The 14777-nt window shown below is 73.3% G+C and carries 17 protein-coding genes and 1 riboswitch; of the genes, 6 read left to right on the top strand and 11 right to left on the bottom strand.

The window, feature by feature from the left end:
* Positions 1-2 precede the first annotated feature (2 nt).
* On the top strand, positions 3-758 hold the full coding sequence (locus tag ABT116_RS01400; RefSeq protein ID WP_351626167.1) for an SDR family oxidoreductase: 756 nt from the start codon (positions 3-5) through the stop codon (positions 756-758).
* 103 nt (positions 759-861) lie between these two features.
* Here ABT116_RS01400 and amaP read toward each other — a convergent pair whose 3' ends face one another.
* Genes amaP through ABT116_RS01375 form a run of 5 tightly spaced genes read right to left on the bottom strand, consistent with a single transcriptional unit; the run spans position 862 to position 3221 of the window.
* The gene (gene amaP / locus ABT116_RS01395; protein WP_351626164.1) at positions 862-1440 is read right to left on the bottom strand and encodes an alkaline shock response membrane anchor protein AmaP; all 579 of its coding nucleotides are present in this window, start codon (positions 1438-1440) and stop codon (positions 862-864) included.
* A 6-nt stretch (positions 1441-1446) separates the two neighbouring features.
* Positions 1447-2142, bottom strand: coding sequence for a DUF6286 domain-containing protein (locus ABT116_RS01390; protein ID WP_351626162.1), 696 nt, complete (start codon positions 2140-2142; stop codon positions 1447-1449).
* Positions 2139-2522: a hypothetical protein gene (locus tag ABT116_RS01385; RefSeq protein ID WP_351626160.1), complete on the bottom strand. Its 384-nt coding sequence runs from the start codon at positions 2520-2522 to the stop codon at positions 2139-2141. The genes ABT116_RS01390 and ABT116_RS01385 overlap by 4 nt, the downstream gene beginning before the upstream one ends.
* Positions 2519-2701: a hypothetical protein gene (locus ABT116_RS01380; RefSeq protein ID WP_033310926.1), complete on the bottom strand. Its 183-nt coding sequence runs from the start codon at positions 2699-2701 to the stop codon at positions 2519-2521. Before ABT116_RS01380 ends, ABT116_RS01385 begins: the two co-directional genes overlap by 4 nt.
* Before the next feature lie 46 nt (positions 2702-2747).
* Positions 2748-3221, bottom strand: coding sequence for an Asp23/Gls24 family envelope stress response protein (locus ABT116_RS01375; protein WP_351626157.1), 474 nt, complete (start codon positions 3219-3221; stop codon positions 2748-2750).
* Positions 3222-3308: 87 nt separating this feature from the next.
* Between ABT116_RS01375 and ABT116_RS01370 the strand changes: the two genes are divergently transcribed.
* Complete coding sequence (locus ABT116_RS01370) at positions 3309-4034, top strand: nucleopolyhedrovirus P10 family protein (protein ID WP_351626154.1); 726 nt, start codon at positions 3309-3311, stop codon at positions 4032-4034.
* 133 nt (positions 4035-4167) lie between these two features.
* Here the strand turns inward: ABT116_RS01370 and ABT116_RS01365 are convergent, their stop codons facing one another.
* The 3 genes from ABT116_RS01365 to ABT116_RS01355 form a co-directional block, all read right to left on the bottom strand.
* Positions 4168-4971 carry an enoyl-CoA hydratase/isomerase family protein gene (locus ABT116_RS01365; protein WP_351626153.1) on the bottom strand — a complete coding sequence of 268 codons (804 nt, stop codon included), beginning with the start codon at positions 4969-4971 and terminating at the stop codon, positions 4168-4170.
* A 148-nt stretch (positions 4972-5119) separates the two neighbouring features.
* Positions 5120-5338 (bottom strand): helix-turn-helix domain-containing protein, encoded by a 219-nt coding sequence (locus tag ABT116_RS01360; protein ID WP_010037790.1) that lies wholly within the window; start codon positions 5336-5338, stop codon positions 5120-5122.
* A gap of 352 nt (positions 5339-5690) precedes the next feature.
* Positions 5691-7289, bottom strand: a complete 1599-nt coding sequence (locus ABT116_RS01355) for an ABC-F family ATP-binding cassette domain-containing protein (protein ID WP_062926080.1) — start codon at positions 7287-7289, stop codon at positions 5691-5693.
* A gap of 223 nt (positions 7290-7512) precedes the next feature.
* Between ABT116_RS01355 and ABT116_RS01350 the strand changes: the two genes are divergently transcribed.
* The gene (locus ABT116_RS01350) at positions 7513-7929 is read left to right on the top strand and encodes a VOC family protein (protein WP_351626150.1); all 417 of its coding nucleotides are present in this window, start codon (positions 7513-7515) and stop codon (positions 7927-7929) included.
* A gap of 43 nt (positions 7930-7972) precedes the next feature.
* Here ABT116_RS01350 and ABT116_RS01345 read toward each other — a convergent pair whose 3' ends face one another.
* From ABT116_RS01345 to ABT116_RS01335, 3 genes are all read right to left on the bottom strand, one after another.
* Positions 7973-9373: a hypothetical protein gene (locus tag ABT116_RS01345; protein WP_351626147.1), complete on the bottom strand. Its 1401-nt coding sequence runs from the start codon at positions 9371-9373 to the stop codon at positions 7973-7975.
* A gap of 259 nt (positions 9374-9632) precedes the next feature.
* Positions 9633-10760, bottom strand: coding sequence for an alpha/beta hydrolase family protein (locus ABT116_RS01340; protein WP_351626144.1), 1128 nt, complete (start codon positions 10758-10760; stop codon positions 9633-9635).
* 79 nt (positions 10761-10839) lie between these two features.
* Positions 10840-11610, bottom strand: coding sequence for a class II aldolase/adducin family protein (locus tag ABT116_RS01335; protein WP_351626142.1), 771 nt, complete (start codon positions 11608-11610; stop codon positions 10840-10842).
* A gap of 286 nt (positions 11611-11896) precedes the next feature.
* Between ABT116_RS01335 and ABT116_RS01330 the strand changes: the two genes are divergently transcribed.
* The 3 genes from ABT116_RS01330 (at position 11897) to ABT116_RS01320 (ending at position 14776) form a co-directional block, all read left to right on the top strand.
* Complete coding sequence (locus ABT116_RS01330) at positions 11897-13159, top strand: inorganic phosphate transporter (protein ID WP_351626140.1); 1263 nt, start codon at positions 11897-11899, stop codon at positions 13157-13159.
* Between the two features lie 31 nt (positions 13160-13190).
* The gene (locus tag ABT116_RS01325; RefSeq protein ID WP_033310903.1) at positions 13191-13412 is read left to right on the top strand and encodes a hypothetical protein; all 222 of its coding nucleotides are present in this window, start codon (positions 13191-13193) and stop codon (positions 13410-13412) included.
* A 178-nt stretch (positions 13413-13590) separates the two neighbouring features.
* Positions 13591-13664, top strand: a riboswitch (cobalamin riboswitch).
* A 122-nt stretch (positions 13665-13786) separates the two neighbouring features.
* The gene (locus tag ABT116_RS01320; protein WP_351626137.1) at positions 13787-14776 is read left to right on the top strand and encodes a cobalamin biosynthesis protein; all 990 of its coding nucleotides are present in this window, start codon (positions 13787-13789) and stop codon (positions 14774-14776) included.
* Position 14777: the final 1 nt, after the last annotated feature.

Raw genomic sequence — 14777 nt, 5'->3', positions numbered from 1 at the left:
CCATGGATCTTGGACTGAAGGACCGGGTGTACGTCGTCACCGGGGCCACGCGAGGCCTCGGCAACGCCACCGCGCGTGAGCTCGTCGCGGACGGGGCGAAGGTGGTCGTCTCGGGGCGGGACGAGAAGAGTGTCGCCGAGGCGGCGGCCGAGCTGGGACCGAACGCGGTCGGGGTGGCCGTCGACAACGCCGACCCGGAGGCGGCGGCCCGGCTGATCGGGGCCGCCCGGGAGCACTTCGGCCGTTTCAACGGCGTCCTCGTCAGCGTGGGCGGGCCGCCGGCCGGGTTCGTCGCGGACAACACGGACGAGCAGTGGCAGACGGCGTTCGAGTCGGTGTTCCTCGGCACGGTCCGGCTGGCCCGCGCCGCGGCCGCCGAGATGGAGGCCGGGGGTGTCATCGGGTTCGTGCTGTCCGGGTCGGTGTACGAGCCGATCCCGGGGCTGACCATCTCGAACGGGCTGCGGCCGGGGCTCGCGGGGTTCGCCAAGTCGCTCTCCGACGAGCTGGGGCCGCGGGGCATCCGGGTGGTCGGCGTCCTGCCCGGGCGCATCGACACCGACCGGGTACGGCAGCTCGACGCCCTGTCGGCGGATCCCGAGGCGACCCGGGCCGCGTCGGAGTCGCGGATTCCGCTGCGCCGGTACGGGGCGCCCGAAGAGTTCGGGCGGGTGGCGGCGTTCTTGTTGTCGCCGGCCGCTTCTTACCTGACCGGTGTGATGGTGCCCGTCGACGGGGGAGCGCGCCACGGGTTCTGACCGTTGCCGTCCGTGGGTCGGGAGGGCTGGTCGCGCCCCACGCGGCGGAGCCGCATATCGATCCAGCCCCGCGCCCCTTGGGACGTACCGCTGGAGTGCGTCGTCAACTCACTCTCTCCGCGCCGTGCTTGACGCCCCGCAGGCGTACCTCTGCCGGAAGTGACTCAAGACCCGCCGATGTCTTCGCGTGGGCCAAGGCGCCGGTCGTGAAGTCGGTCAAGGCCGTTCCCGGGTCCACGTGGGGCTCCAGTGCGAGGCGTACGTGGGCCTCGGGGGCGCTGTGGCGGCCCTTCAGGCGGGCGTGGGCCGCGTCCACCCCGTCGACGTGGGCCGCCTCCTGGGTGAGGACGTTCTCCAGGGCCCTGCCCCGCAGCAGTGCGCCGTCGCCGTCGCCGGTGTCGACGAGGACCTCGGCGAGGCGGCGCCGGCGCAGGACCGCGACGAGCCACCACAGGGCGAGCAGCAACAGGACGGCGAGGGCGGCGATGACGACCGGCCACCACCAGCCCTCGTCACGCCAGCGGGTGCGCTCGGCGTTGCTCAGCAGCACGTCGTGCTCGCTGTCGTGGATCCACCACGAGGGCACCGGGGCGCCCAGGCCGACGGCCAGGACGGAGCCGCCCAGCACCAGCAGAATCAGGCCCACCAGGCCGAGGAACACGCGGTTGACGGTCCTGAGCACCGTTGCTCACCCCTTCCGGCCGGGCCGCCGGACGCGCACCGACAGCGCGGGCGGCCGGGACAGCCCCAGTCCGCGGACCGCGTCGGCGAGCACGGCGTCCAGATCGGTCCGTACGTCGTCCACTTCCCGGAAGTGCGCCATCGCGCGCACGTCAGCCCGCCTCCGGCGGACCCGTACCCGTGCCGACTGCACGCCGGCCACCTCCATGGCCCGGTCCCGCAGCGCGATGGCGGCGGCGTCCCGGTGCAGTCCGGCACGGACCTCGGTATGGGTGCGCCGCATCGGGAGCATGTTCCGCAGGCCGGGTGTGGCGGCCAGGATCAGCAGCCAGAGGCCGAGGACGGCGGCGACCCCGGCGCCGACGAGCACCCACGTGTCGTCGAGGGGCCGTTCGGCGAGCTGCCGCGCCAGTTCCCGCCGCCAGTACATGCCGGGCCGGCCGGCGCGCACGGAGACGATGTCGTAGAGGAACAGCCCGGTCAGGCCCAGGAGCAGCAGGGCGACGATGCCCGCGGGGACGCGGCGCGCCGACCAGAAGCGGCGCTCGCGGCGGCCGTCGTCCCCGGCTCCGGGCGGTGGCTCGTGGGCGTCCGACGCGTCGGACCGGTCGGTGCCGTCGCCGTTCCGCGTCTCCTTCTGGTCGAGGACCGGCAGGCGCTGCGTGGTGCCCTCGGGCGGCTCCGCGCCCTGGCGTTCGCTCATCGCGTCCTCCCCTGTACCGCGCCGGGCCCGGCGACCAGGTGCAGCCGCTCCACCTGGACGACGACCTCCGGCACCTGCATGCCCACCAGGGTCCCCACGCGCTCGACCACGTGGCGACGCACCGTGCGGCAGCGGGCCCCGATGTCGCACGGGTAGTCGAGTTCGATGTGGACCCGGACGTGGGCGACGTCGTGGTGGACGACGACGGACGCGGAGGGCCGGCCGGCGTCGGGCGGCAGCGTGCCGACGGCCTCGCGGGCCGCCTGCGAGGCGATCTTCGTGACGACCCGGTCGGCGATCCGCGTCCCGCCGCGCTCGCCCGGCGGGACGACGCTCTGAGGTCTCTCGAGCTCACCGGCCCCCGTGCTCACGGGCGTCACCGCCGCCGTTCACGGACACGGAAGAAGTCGCCGAAGTCCATGTCCCCGTCCAGGAACCGGCCGACGACGAAGCCGACGGCGCCCAGCGCCGCCACCAGCACGAAGGCACCGAATCCGCCGAAATATCCGGCGAAGGCCAGCGCCATGCCGGCGATCATGCCGACCACGGCCATGCTCATGCGCTCCTCAGCTCCTCAGCCGCTGTGTTGTCCGATGGCCCGTGCCTCACTGGATCCGGCGCTCCGGTTCCTCTTCCTCCTCGTCCGGCAGCTTCACGTCGCTCACCGCGATGTTGACCTCGACGACCTCGAGGCCGGTCATCCGCTCGACGGCGGTGATGACGTTCTCCCGCACGCCCCGCGCCACATCGGCGATCGACACGCCGTACTCCACGACGATCTCCAGGTCCAGGGCGGCCTGCACCTCACCGACCTCGGCCTTCACCCCGCGCGTCACCGACTTCGCGCCGCCGGGCACCCGGTCGCGCACGGCGCCGAAGGTCCGGGACAGACCGCTGCCCATGGCGTGCACGCCGTCGACGTCGCGTGCGGCGAGCCCGGCGATCTTCTCCACGACGCCGTCCGCGATGGTCGTCCGGCCCCGCGAGCCCGGGTCTCCTCCGCCGCGCTTGACCAGCGGGCTCCTGCGCGCCGCCGGCGTGTCGGACTCCCCGCCTCGGTTCTCGGTCATGTCAGTCATCGCCGTACGTCCCTTTCGGTCGTCGTCCTTGGACCACCGTAAGCACGGTTACGCGGGAGCGCGCCTCTTATGCGGCAGGCTGGAGGAATGACGGCCGACCGATGGACGCAGGCAGTGAGACATCAGCTGGGAATCGGCAGACTTCTGCCGCTGGGTGACGCGCGGGACGGCGCGTGGATCGCGGAGCGGGCAGCGGAGGCGGTGCTGCGGAGTGCGGCGGGGGAAGCGCCGGGCGTTCGCCTCGACGCGCTCCGTGTCACGGTCGCCGGCACGGCGGACACCGCCGAGCCGGTCGTACCGGCTCCGCCGAGTGCGCTGCCGCCCGGGCCGCTGCGGGTGACGGCGGAGTTCGCCGCGACGGCCTCACAGCCCCTGCCGGTGACGGCGACCCTGCTGCGGGAGACGCTGGCTACCGCGGCGGACCAGCGGCTCGGCCTGACGGTGGCGGAGGTGGACCTGCGGGTGACGGGGCTGCTGGACGAGGACGAGGAGGGGCCTGCGGGACGCGCGGCCGCGGGCCTTCCCGAGGCGCCGGGCGCCGCGCGGGCCGAGGGCTCCGACGAGGCCCGGGTGGCCGCCGCCGCGCTCGGCGTGCCGGGTGTACTCCATCTGACCGGCACGCTGGGCCACCCCGTGCACATCGAGGAGTTCCACGGCGAGGGCGCCGCACTGGCCCACCGTCATGTCCGGCTGGAGCTGGCGGTGGGTTCGGACCAGCGGGCCCGGGACGTGGCCCGCGAGGTACGGACTGCGGTCAGGCGGACGCTGTCGGATCACCCGACGGTGGCGGTCGTGGTGAGCGCGATCGGCTGACCACGCTCCCGGCCCCGGCGCGGCGGTGCCTGCCGCGCGGCCCGAGAGCGCCGGCCGGGCCGCACCCGGCGAGGCTCCCGCCCCGGCGCGGCTCGGTCCTCGATGCCCCGCGAGGCTCCCCTCGCGGCGCGGCTCAGTCCTCGATGCCCGCGAGGTCCCGCAGCCTGCGGGCCTGGGACTGGCGCTCGGCCGCGCGCTGCTCCTCGTACGTGCGGTCCTGGGCACCGCGCAGCAGTGCCTTGGTCTCGATGACCGCGTCGCGGGGCGCGGCGAGCACGGCCGAGGCGAAGTCGCGGACCGTGTCGTCCAACTGGCCGGCGGGCACGGCGAGGTTGGCCAGGCCGGTGTGCACGGCCTCCTCGGCCGTGACGAAGCGCCCGGTCACGCAGATCTCCAGCGCCCGGGCGTATCCGACGAGTCCGACCAGCGGGTGCGTGCCCGTCAGGTCGGGCACGAGTCCGAGACTGGTCTCACGCATGGCGAACTGCACGTCGTCGGCGACGACGCGCAGGTCGCAGGCGAGGGCGAGCTGGAAGCCCGCCCCGATGGCATGCCCCTGGACAGCGGCGACGGAGACGATGTCGCTGCGCCGCCACCAGGTGAACGCCTCCTGGTACTCGGCGATGGTCGCGTCCAACTCGGCGTCGGCGCCGCGCGCGAGGTCGATGAACGACGGTTCGCCGTCGAAGCCCTCGGGCGTGAACGCCTGTCGGTCGAGCCCGGCCGAGAAGGACTTGCCCTCGGCCCGCAGCACCACGACGCGGACGGAGCCCGGCACCTGCCGCCCGGCCTCGGTCAGCGCCCGCCACAGAGCGGGGCTCTGCGCGTTGCGCTTGTCCGGGTTGGTCAGCGTCACCGTGGCGATCGCGTCGTCGACGGTGAGCCGTACGCCGTCCTTGTCGAGTACGGGAACGAGGTCCTTGTCGGGCGAAGCCATGGGACGCCTCCGATGTGTGCGGTCTTACGTGCCCGTACGACGGCTGTACCGCCGTGGCAGGCCACGCTTAAGTGACTGCACAGTAACCACCCGGCCGATCAGTCGACCGACCGGGTGGCCACCATCGGAGCCGAGGGGCCACCCGGGGTCAGGCCGTGGCCTTTTTGCCCCGGGTCGCCCCGCCACGCCCTCGCAGCGTGACGCCCGACTCACTGAGCATGCGGTGCACAAAGCCATACGAGCGGCCGGTCTCCTCGGCCAACGCCCGGATGCTCGCACCGGCGTCGTACTTCTTCTTCAGGTCTGCCGCGAGCTTGTCGCGCGCGGCGCCGGTCACCCGGCTGCCCTTCTTCAGAGTCTCGGCCACCCGTGCCTCCTCATGGGAAGTGCGCTCTGGTCTCCTCATGATCACCCCTCCGGGCCTTCCTGGCCACCCATTCGGCAAGGTCCGTGAGACAAGGTTGTGACGACGGGAGCACATCCCCACATGCGGAATGCGAAATTCCGAAGAGTGGCGTCCGTACGGCCGAACGGATGGTGAAGGAAAACGCCAGGTCAGAAAGGCGGCGCGGCCGAGCCCGGAAGGATCGGGGGCTCGGCCGCGAAATCGATGTAGGACACACCTCGGTACGAGGAGATCTCACACAGATGATGGATCACCACTGGGCCGAATGATCCATACGCCGTTGATCACGCATTCGATCAAGCGGCACTGACGCTCAGGCCAGGGCGACGAGATCCGCGTAGTCGGCGCCCCACAGGTCCTCGACGCCGTCCGGCAGCAGGATGATCCGCTCCGGCTGGAGCGCCTCGACCGCGCCCTCGTCGTGCGTGACGAGGACGACCGCGCCCTTGTAGGTGCGCAGCGCGCCGAGGATCTCCTCGCGGCTGGCGGGGTCGAGGTTGTTGGTCGGCTCGTCGAGGAGCAGCACGTTGGCCGAGGACACCACGAGGGTGGCGAGGGCGAGCCGGGTCTTCTCGCCGCCGGAGAGGACCCCGGCCGGCTTGTCGACGTCGTCGCCGGAGAACAGGAACGAGCCGAGCGTCTTGCGGACCTCCACCAGATCGAGGTCGGGGGCGGCCGAGCGCATGTTCTCCAGGACCGTGCGCTCCGGGTCGAGGGTCTCGTGCTCCTGGGCGTAGTAGCCGAGCTTGAGGCCGTGGCCCTCGATGACCTTGCCGGTGTCGGGCTGCTCCGCCCCGCCGAGGAGGCGGAGCAGGGTCGTCTTGCCGGCGCCGTTGAGGCCGAGGATGACGACGCGCGAGCCCTTGTCGATGGCCAGGTCGACGTCGGTGAAGATCTCCAGCGATCCGTAGGACTTCGACAGGCCCTCGGCCATGAGCGGGGTCTTGCCGCACGGGGAGGGCTCGGGGAAGCGCAGCTTGGCGACCTTGTCGGACTTCCGCTCGGCCTCCAGGCCGGCCAGCAGCTTGTCCGCCCGGCGGGCCATGTTCTGCGCGGCGACGGTCTTGGTGGCCTTGGCCCGCATCTTGTCGGCCTGCGAATGCAGCGCGGAGGCCTTCTTCTCGGCGTTCTGCCGCTCGCGCTTGCGGCGCTTCTCGTCGGCCTCGCGCTGCTGCTGGTAGAGCTTCCAGCCCATGTTGTAGATGTCGATCTGGGCGCGGTTGGCGTCCAGGTAGAACACCTTGTTGACGACCGTCTCGACCAGGTCGACGTCGTGGGAGATCACGATGAAGCCGCCGCGGTAGGTCTTGAGGTAGTCGCGCAGCCAGACGATCGAGTCCGCGTCGAGGTGGTTCGTGGGCTCGTCGAGCAGCAGGGTGTCCGCGTCGGAGAAGAGGATCCTGGCCAGCTCGATACGGCGGCGCTGACCACCGGAGAGGGTGTGCAGCGGCTGGCCGAGCACCCGGTCGGGCAGGTTCAGCGCGGCGGCGATGGTGGCGGCCTCGGCCTCGGCCGCGTACCCGCCCTTGGTGAGGAACTCCGTCTCCTGGCGCTCGTACTGCCTGAGCGCCTTCTCGCGGGTGGCGCCCTGGCCGTTGGCGATGCGCTGTTCGTTGTCGCGCATCTTGCGGATCAGTACGTCCAGGCCGCGCGCGGACAGGATGCGGTCGCGGGCGAGGATGTCGAGGTCGCCGGTGCGGGGGTCCTGCGGGAGGTAGCCGACCTCGCCGGAGCGGGTGATGGTGCCGCCGGCGGGCATGCCCTCGCCCGCCAGGCATTTGGTGAGGGTGGTCTTCCCCGCGCCGTTGCGGCCGACCAGGCCGATGCGGTCGCCCTTGGCGATGCGGAACGAGGCGTTTTCGATGAGGACGCGGGCACCGGCACGCAGCTCGATACCGGAGGCGGAGATCACGGACAGACTCCAGGGCGGATACGGGGGCGGGATGGACGGCTGAGGACGTTCCCGCCGTCTAATGCGCGAGGAGAATGGCCATGGGGGACAGTCTAACGGGGGCGTGCAACCACTTTTTCTGTGTGCGGGTGTTCGATCACCGGCGGCCGGACGCGGGGCCGTCGTCGGTGGCCGATGGAACACTGAGAGGGACAGCCCCGCGAGACACGAGGAAGTGATCGCCATGGCAGGCACGTCCGGCGGGCGTCCGAGCATCTACCCGACGCTGTTGTACGCGGACGCGAAGGCGGCGATCCGGCAGCTCACGGAGGCCTTCGGCTTCACGGAGCTGTCGGTGTACGAGGGCGAGGACGGCTCGGTGCTGCACGCCGAGCTGGCGCAGGGCAACGGCGCGGTGATGGTCGGCACCAAGGGCCGGGGCGGCCTGTTCGACACGGCCATGAAGAACGCGGGCACCACCGGGGTGTACGTGGTGGTGGACGACGTGGACGGGCACCACCGCCACGCCGTGGACCACGGCGTGGAGGTGCTGATGCCCCCGACGGACCAGGACTACGGCTCGCGGGACTACATGGCCCGGGACCTCGAGGGCAACGTGTGGAGCTTCGGGACGTACGCGCCGGAGATCACGACGGGCTGACGCCCCGGCCCTGGTGCCGCAGCGGGCGACGTTCGCCCCGGCCCTAGTTGCCGCCGGTGTGCACCTGGAAGGCGGCCCGGCGGACCGCCTTGGCCAGAGCGGGGTCGGGGTGGGCGGCGGCGAGGGCTACCAGCACCTGCACGGTGCGCGGGTGCCCCACGGCGCGTACCTCGTCCAGGAGCCTCGGGACGGTCGGCTGCACCGCCGACTCCAGGTGGCGCACCAGCAGCGGCGCCTCACCGTGGTCGGCGACGGCGGCGGCGGTGTCCACCCACAGCCAGGTCGCCTCCTCGCGGGTGAGGACCTCGTGGGCGTCCTCGGGGTCGGCGCCGTCGTGCTCGGCCAGCCACAGCAGCGCGTACGGCCTGAGCGTGGGCTCGTCCAGCACACCGCGGACGTCCGGCTCGGCGGGGGCGCCGACCACGCGCAGCGCCTCGAAGGCGAGGCCGCGCAGCAGGGCGTCCTCGCCGCGGGCGGCACCGAGGAGTTCGGTGACGGCGCTGCCGACCGGGCGGGCGGCGAGCCAGGCGCGGTACTCGGCGCGGGCCGCGTTCGGGCGCAGCTGGGCGCACCCGCGGAGCATGTCGTCGGCGGCCTGCTCGATGTTCCCGGCGGGGCTCTGCGCGGCGACGCAGATCTGCTCCAGCTTGACCCAGACGGCCCAGCTGCCGAGAGGGGTGAGGGTGGCCTGGCCGTCGCCGTAGGTCAGGGCGCCGACGGAGGCGAGGGCACGCAGGGCCCAGTCGAGCAGCGGGGCGAGCGGGGCGTCGGTGGGCTCCGGTTCGGCCGACGGCTCGGGCTGGGGGCCGTAGGGGATCTCGCAGCGGGCGGTCCGCAGCTCGGTGACCCGCTGCTCCAGGAGGTCGAGGAGCTGCTCCACGGGGACGGGTCCGGCGGACAGCTGCAGGAAGGAGAGCGCCTGCGGCATGGCCGAGACGACCTCGGCGACGGCGGCGGGCTCGTGCTCCGCGGGCTCCGGGTGGGCGAGCGACCAGGCGTCGAAGAGCGCGACCCAGCCGCGCAGCACGGCACTGTCGTCGCGGTCCCAGGCACGCAGCCGCCAGCCGGGGCGGGCGCTGTCGCCGTGCACCTCGACGAGGCCGGCGAGGCGGGCGGTGTCCCAGTCGGCTCTGACCTGAGCCGGGGTCAGGCCCAGATCGCGGGCGGCCCGTTCGGCGGTCGCGTCGGAGAGGGTGGCCTTGCCGTCGTCGGTGGCGCTGTCCCGGCCGGGGCCGAGCGCGGCGTCGGCCCAGCGGGCGACGCGGGCCGCGGCGGCAAGACCTGAGCGAGCCATTCTGGCCAGCTCCGCCGGTGCCGGGGTGCCCTCCGGCGGGCGCGGCGCGGGGCGGCGCGAGCGCCGCTGGTTCATCGCTGGAGGGGCGGCGGCCAGGGGTCGCGGGCGGACGAGTCGGAGCCTGGAGTCGCGCGGGATACGGGACGTCACGGGGGCAGTCTTCCGGTTGACGGTCCGAAAACCCAAACGGAATGTCACGGCGGGCGACGGGGATGGCCAACGCACCGGCTCGCGGAAGTGGTCGAGGGCCGGGAACCGGCCAGTGGTACGACGCTAAACGGAATCATGGCGACCGGTCCGCGGGGAGCGGGAGACGGCGTGGTCGCGACGGAGCGAAGGGGGCGTGAACGAGGGGTGTGCGGGAGACCACCGGGAGAGGAGGTGCGACGGCGGGTGTCCCGCGCAGGCGTCACACGAGGGGCGTCAGGAAGCGCCGGAGCGCCTCCTCGTAACCTTCCGGGTCGGCGTTCCACATGGCGCCGTGAGGGGCGTCGGCGACGGTGCGGAGGGCCACCATGTCGGGGCGGGCGTCGGCGAGCCGGCGCGACGGCTGCCAGGGGGCGACGGTGTCGCCCGGCCCGTGGAGCACGAGCGCCGGGACGCGCAGCCCGTCGGACGGGATCGTGCCCGCGGCGCGGTCGCCGGTCAGGCCGGTGCGGCCCTGGGCGGCGCGGACCGCCAGGGGCAGCAGCGCGCCGGGGGTGCGGCGGGCCGAGGCGAGGGCGCGCAGGGTGGTCTCCCAGCTGAGCACGGGGGAGTCCAGGACGAGTCCGCAGACGCGGTCGCGCAGCCCCGAGCGCGCGGCGGCGTGCAGGGCCATGGTGGCGCCGGTGGACCAGCCGTGCAGGACGACCTGCCGGGCTCCGTGGCGCACGGCGTAGCGGATGGCCGCGTCGAGGTCGCGCCACTCGGTCGCGCCGAGGTGGTTCAGGCCGTCCGGCGGGCGCGGTGCGCCCAGGTCGCCGCGGTAGGCGAGGGCGAGCACCGGGAAGTGGCCGCGGTGCAGGAACCCCATGACGTTCATGGCGAGTTCCCGGGTGGTGCCCAGGCCGTGCACGGCGATCACCCAGGTGGTCCGCTTGCCCGGCACGAACCACGCGGGCAGGGGGCCGAGTTCGCCGGGGACGTCGACGTCGGCGTGTTCGAGTCCGAGGGCGGAGCCGGGGTCGCCGACGTACACGTTGGGCGTGAGCCAGACCTTGTCCCCGGATTTCAGCGTGCCGTGCGTGACGCTCTCCAGGCGGCGCACGACGGCGTCGGCGGGGTGCTGGGCGCCGGTCAGGACGGGGCCGACGACGGCGTGGGAGCCGTCGCCGGAGAGGCCGTAGCGGCCGGGGCGCAGGGCGGCGAGGTGCCGGGTGAGGCTGATCTGCCCGGGGGCGGTGGCGTGCACGGTGAGCCGGGGCTCGGTGGGCAGGGGCCTGCCGGGGGGCGCCTTGAGCGCGGCGTCGCTGGCGAGCCGGCCGGCGGCCACCGCGGCGGCACCGGCCCCGATCACGGCGGTGACGGCAGCGGCCGTCGCTCTGGCAGTGCGCACGGCTCCAGTGTCCCGGCGGACGGCGCGGGCGACCAGTGGGAGGGAGCCTCGGGGTGATCTCCGCGGCCGTGGGGACGGCTCAGCCGCGCTGGCCGTAGCCGCGCAGGCGCTCCTCCACCTCCGTCAGCTGCTCCCGGGACAGCAGGCTCGGGGTCAGGCCGGGCACCGAGGAGGCGGTGAGCCACAGGCGGCACATCCACTCCAGCTGGGCGGTGCGGTCGTAGGCCTGGGCGAGGGTGCGGCCGTGGGTGAGGGTGCCGTGGTTCCGGAGGAGGCACCCGGAGCGGTCGGCGAGGGCCCGGAGCATGTTCTCGGCCAACTCGTCGCTGCCGTACGGGGCGTACGGGGCGACCCGGACGGGGCCGCCGAGCGCGGCGGCCATGTAGTGGATCAGCGGGAGCTCCGTCACGAGCGTCGAGACGGCCGTCGCGTGCACGGCGTGGGTGTGGACGACGGCCAGGGCGCCGGTCGTGCGGTAGACGGCGAGGTGCATGGGCAGCTCGCTGGTCGGGACGAGGGTGCCGAGGACCTGCCGGCCGTCGAGGTCGACGCCGGTCACGTCGTCCGGCGTCAGCCGGTCGTAGGGGACGCCGGACGGCGTGACCAGGACGGTGCCCCCGACGCGCACCGAGACGTTGCCGGACGTGCCGACGACGAGCCCGTCCGTTACCGTCCGGCGGGCAGTCGCGACGAGGTCGTCCCAGGCGCGGGCCTCCTCGGGGCGTGCGGCCCCGCGGCGCGGCTCCCCCTCCCCCGCCGCGCCCCGCACGTCCCCCGTGGTCCCCCGCACGTCCCCCGTGCTCCCCTGTACGTCCGCCGTGCGCCGCTCGTCGCCTCGCTGCTCAGCCATGCCGCGATCCTGCCAGGCGGCGCTCGGAAGCGCCGCAGAGTGGGAGGCACTTCGTACACAACGGCGGCGCCATCCTTTCGGGTGACCTGAATCTCTTCGACGGGGTCACTCGACCGGCTGAAGCCGTTCACCCGCGGCTGCCGGTCGCCGGCCGCCGGGACACCGGTCCGGGGCGGAATATCGACCCCCCGTTGCGGTCACCCCTGCGCCCCTCCCAGTTCATCTTCCGTTCACCCAGGTTCCCTACGTTCATCGAGCCAACAACCTCGAACGATTGCCTGGGTAAATGGAAAGCTTCTCGCTGATCCTCGCGATTGTGGTGGTAACCGCACTCGCGTTCGATTTCACGAACGGTTTCCACGACACCGCGAACGCGATGGCCACAACCATTTCCACGGGCGCCATGAGGCCCAAGGTTGCGGTGGCCATGTCCGCGGTCCTCAACCTGGTCGGCGCCTTCCTGTCCGTCGAAGTCGCCAACACGATCTCCAAAGGCCTCGTCGACGAGGCCGGCATCCGTCCCGAGGTCATCTTCGCCGCCCTGGTCGGCGCGATCCTCTGGAATCTGCTGACCTGGCTGGTCGGTCTGCCCTCCAGCTCCTCCCACGCCCTCATGGGCGGTCTCATCGGCGCCACGATCGCCTCGGCGGGCGTCGGCGCGGTGCACGGGGACGTGCTGGTCACCAAGGTGCTGATCCCGGCGATCGCCGCCCCGCTGGTCGCGGGCATCGCGGCGATGCTCGCCACGCGGCTGACCTACTCCCTCGGCAGCAAGGCCGACAGCCAGGCGTCCAAGAAGGGCTACCGGGCCGGTCAGATCGCCTCCGCGGGCCTGGTCTCCCTGGCCCACGGCACCAACGACGCGCAGAAGACGATGGGCATCATCACCCTCGCCCTGGTCGCCGGCGGCACCCTCGCCCCGGACTCCGACCCGCCCATGTGGGTCATCCTCTCGGCGGGTCTCGCCATCGCGCTCGGCACCTACCTGGGTGGCTGGCGCATCATCCGCACCATGGGCAAGGGACTGACCGACCTCCAGCCGCAGCAGGGCTTCGCCGCCCAGACCTCCGCGGCCACGGTCATCCTGGCCTCCTCGCACCTCGGTTTCTCCCTTTCCACCACGCACTCCGTCTCCGGCGCCGTGATGGGCGCTGGGCTCGGCCGCAAGGGCGGTGTCGTCCGCTGGTCCACCGCGACGCGGATGTTCGTCGCCTGGGGTCTGACGCTGCCGGCTGCGGCCCTGGTGGGCGCTCTCGCCGAGTACGTCACCGGCTTCGGCGCCTGGGGCACCGCCGTGGTGGCCGTCTTCCTCGTCGGCTCCAGCGCGGCGATCTGGAAGCTGTCGCGACGTGAGGTCGTCGACCACACCAACGTCAACGACACCGAGGACACCGCGGAGGCGGAGCCGGCCGGTGTGGTGACCGCGGCGATCGCCGCGGTGACGCCGCCGCCGACGGGTGGCACGGCCACGACGTCGGAGGACCCGGTCCCCTCGTTCCCGTCGCAGGCCACCGCCGAGCGCACGCCGACCACGACCACCACGGTCTGACCCGCCACCGGTACAAGGAAGAGTCTCCGATATGAAGATCGACTGGGCGGCCCTCGGCTCCGTCTTCGGCGTCAGCCTCGTGGTCACCGTGGCCCTCGTGGCCCTGTTCACCCTCGGCATCACCGGCCTGTCGCGCCGCGAGCGGGCGGTGGCGCAGGGCGGGTCCGCGGGGCTCGCGGTCACCGGCGCGTACGCGTGCTTCGCGGCGTGTGCGGCGGCCGTGGGGTACGGGATCTATCTGATCGTGGCCTGAGGGCCGCACCGCACGTCGTGTTCGCCGGGCGGCACGGGACTTCGGTCCTGTGCCGCCCGGTCGTCGTGTGGGGGCAGGGGCGATGTGGGGTTCTCCACACTCTCCCCGCGCAGGTCAACGGCAAGTTGACGGCGGTTCGCGGCCGTGGTGGACTGCCGGGGCCAGTACGGCGGCAGGAGAGGAAGCCGGTGCGAGTCCGGCGCGGTCCCGCCACTGTCACCGGGGTAGCGATCCCCCGGGAGCCAGGAACTCTCACCGCCGGTCTCGTCGAACCAGGGCGTGGACACCCTGAGTGAGGACACATATCGCCATGCGCGGCTGCCGATCGAGGTTCAACACCCCACCCCTGCCCGCCCTCCTGGCCGGCTGAGCCCATGGGTGCCGGTCGCGTCTTCGCGTACGGCGCCGCCGCCGGTCTGATCGGTGACCTGCTGCTCGGTGATCCTCGCCGAGGGCATCCGGTCGCCGCGTTCGGACGGGCCGCGGGTGCCGTGGAACGGGTGTTGTGGCGGGACCACCGCGGGTGGGGCGCGCTGCACACCGCCGTGTGTGCCGGAGGGGCCGTCGCCCTCGGGTCCGTCGCCGCGCGTGCCGTGCGGACGTCTCCCGTCGCGTCCGTCGCGCTGACCGGAGCGGCCACCTGGGCCGTGGTCGGGGGGACTTCGCTCGCCCGGGAGGCGCGGACCATCGGGCGTGCCCTGGAGGCCGGGGACGTCGAGGCGGCCCGGGCGCGGCTGCCTCATCTGTGCGGCCGGGATCCGCAGGCCCTCGATGCCGACGGCATGGCCCGGGCCGTGGTCGAGTCCGTCGCCGAGAACACCTCCGACGCGGTGGTGGGGGCCCTGGTGTGGGGGGCCGTCGGCGGGGTGCCCGGGCTGCTCGGGTTCCGGGCCGTCAACACCCTGGACGCCATGGTCGGGCACAAGTCGGCCCGCTACCGCCGCTACGGGTGGGCCTCCGCGCGGCTGGACGACCTCGCGGGGTGGCCGGGAGCGCGGCTGACCGCCGTACTCGCCACCCTGGCCGGGCCGGATCCGCGGGGGGCCGTGCGGGCCTGGCGGGACGATGCGGCCAAGCATCCGAGCCCCAACGCCGGACCCGTGGAGGCCTCGTTCGCGGGGGCGCTCGGGGTGCGGCTGGGCGGGACGCTCTCCTACGGCGGGCGGGTGGAGCACCGGCCCGTGCTGAACACGCGGGGGCGTTCCGTCGGCACGCACGACGTCGAACGGGCCGTACGGCTCTCGCGGCGCGTCACCTGGCTGGCGCTCGGGGTGTGCGCGGGCGTGAGGTTGCTGACGAGTGCGCGGCGGCTCGGGAGTGCGCCGTCGCTCCAGGGCGCGCGGTCGCCGAAGAGGGGGAAATGAC

Origin of the sequence: Streptomyces sp. NPDC002130 (genome assembly GCF_040296465.1) — a bacterium.
Taxonomy (GTDB): domain Bacteria; phylum Actinomycetota; class Actinomycetes; order Streptomycetales; family Streptomycetaceae; genus Streptomyces.
This window is presented reverse-complemented; position numbering and strand designations above follow the sequence as displayed.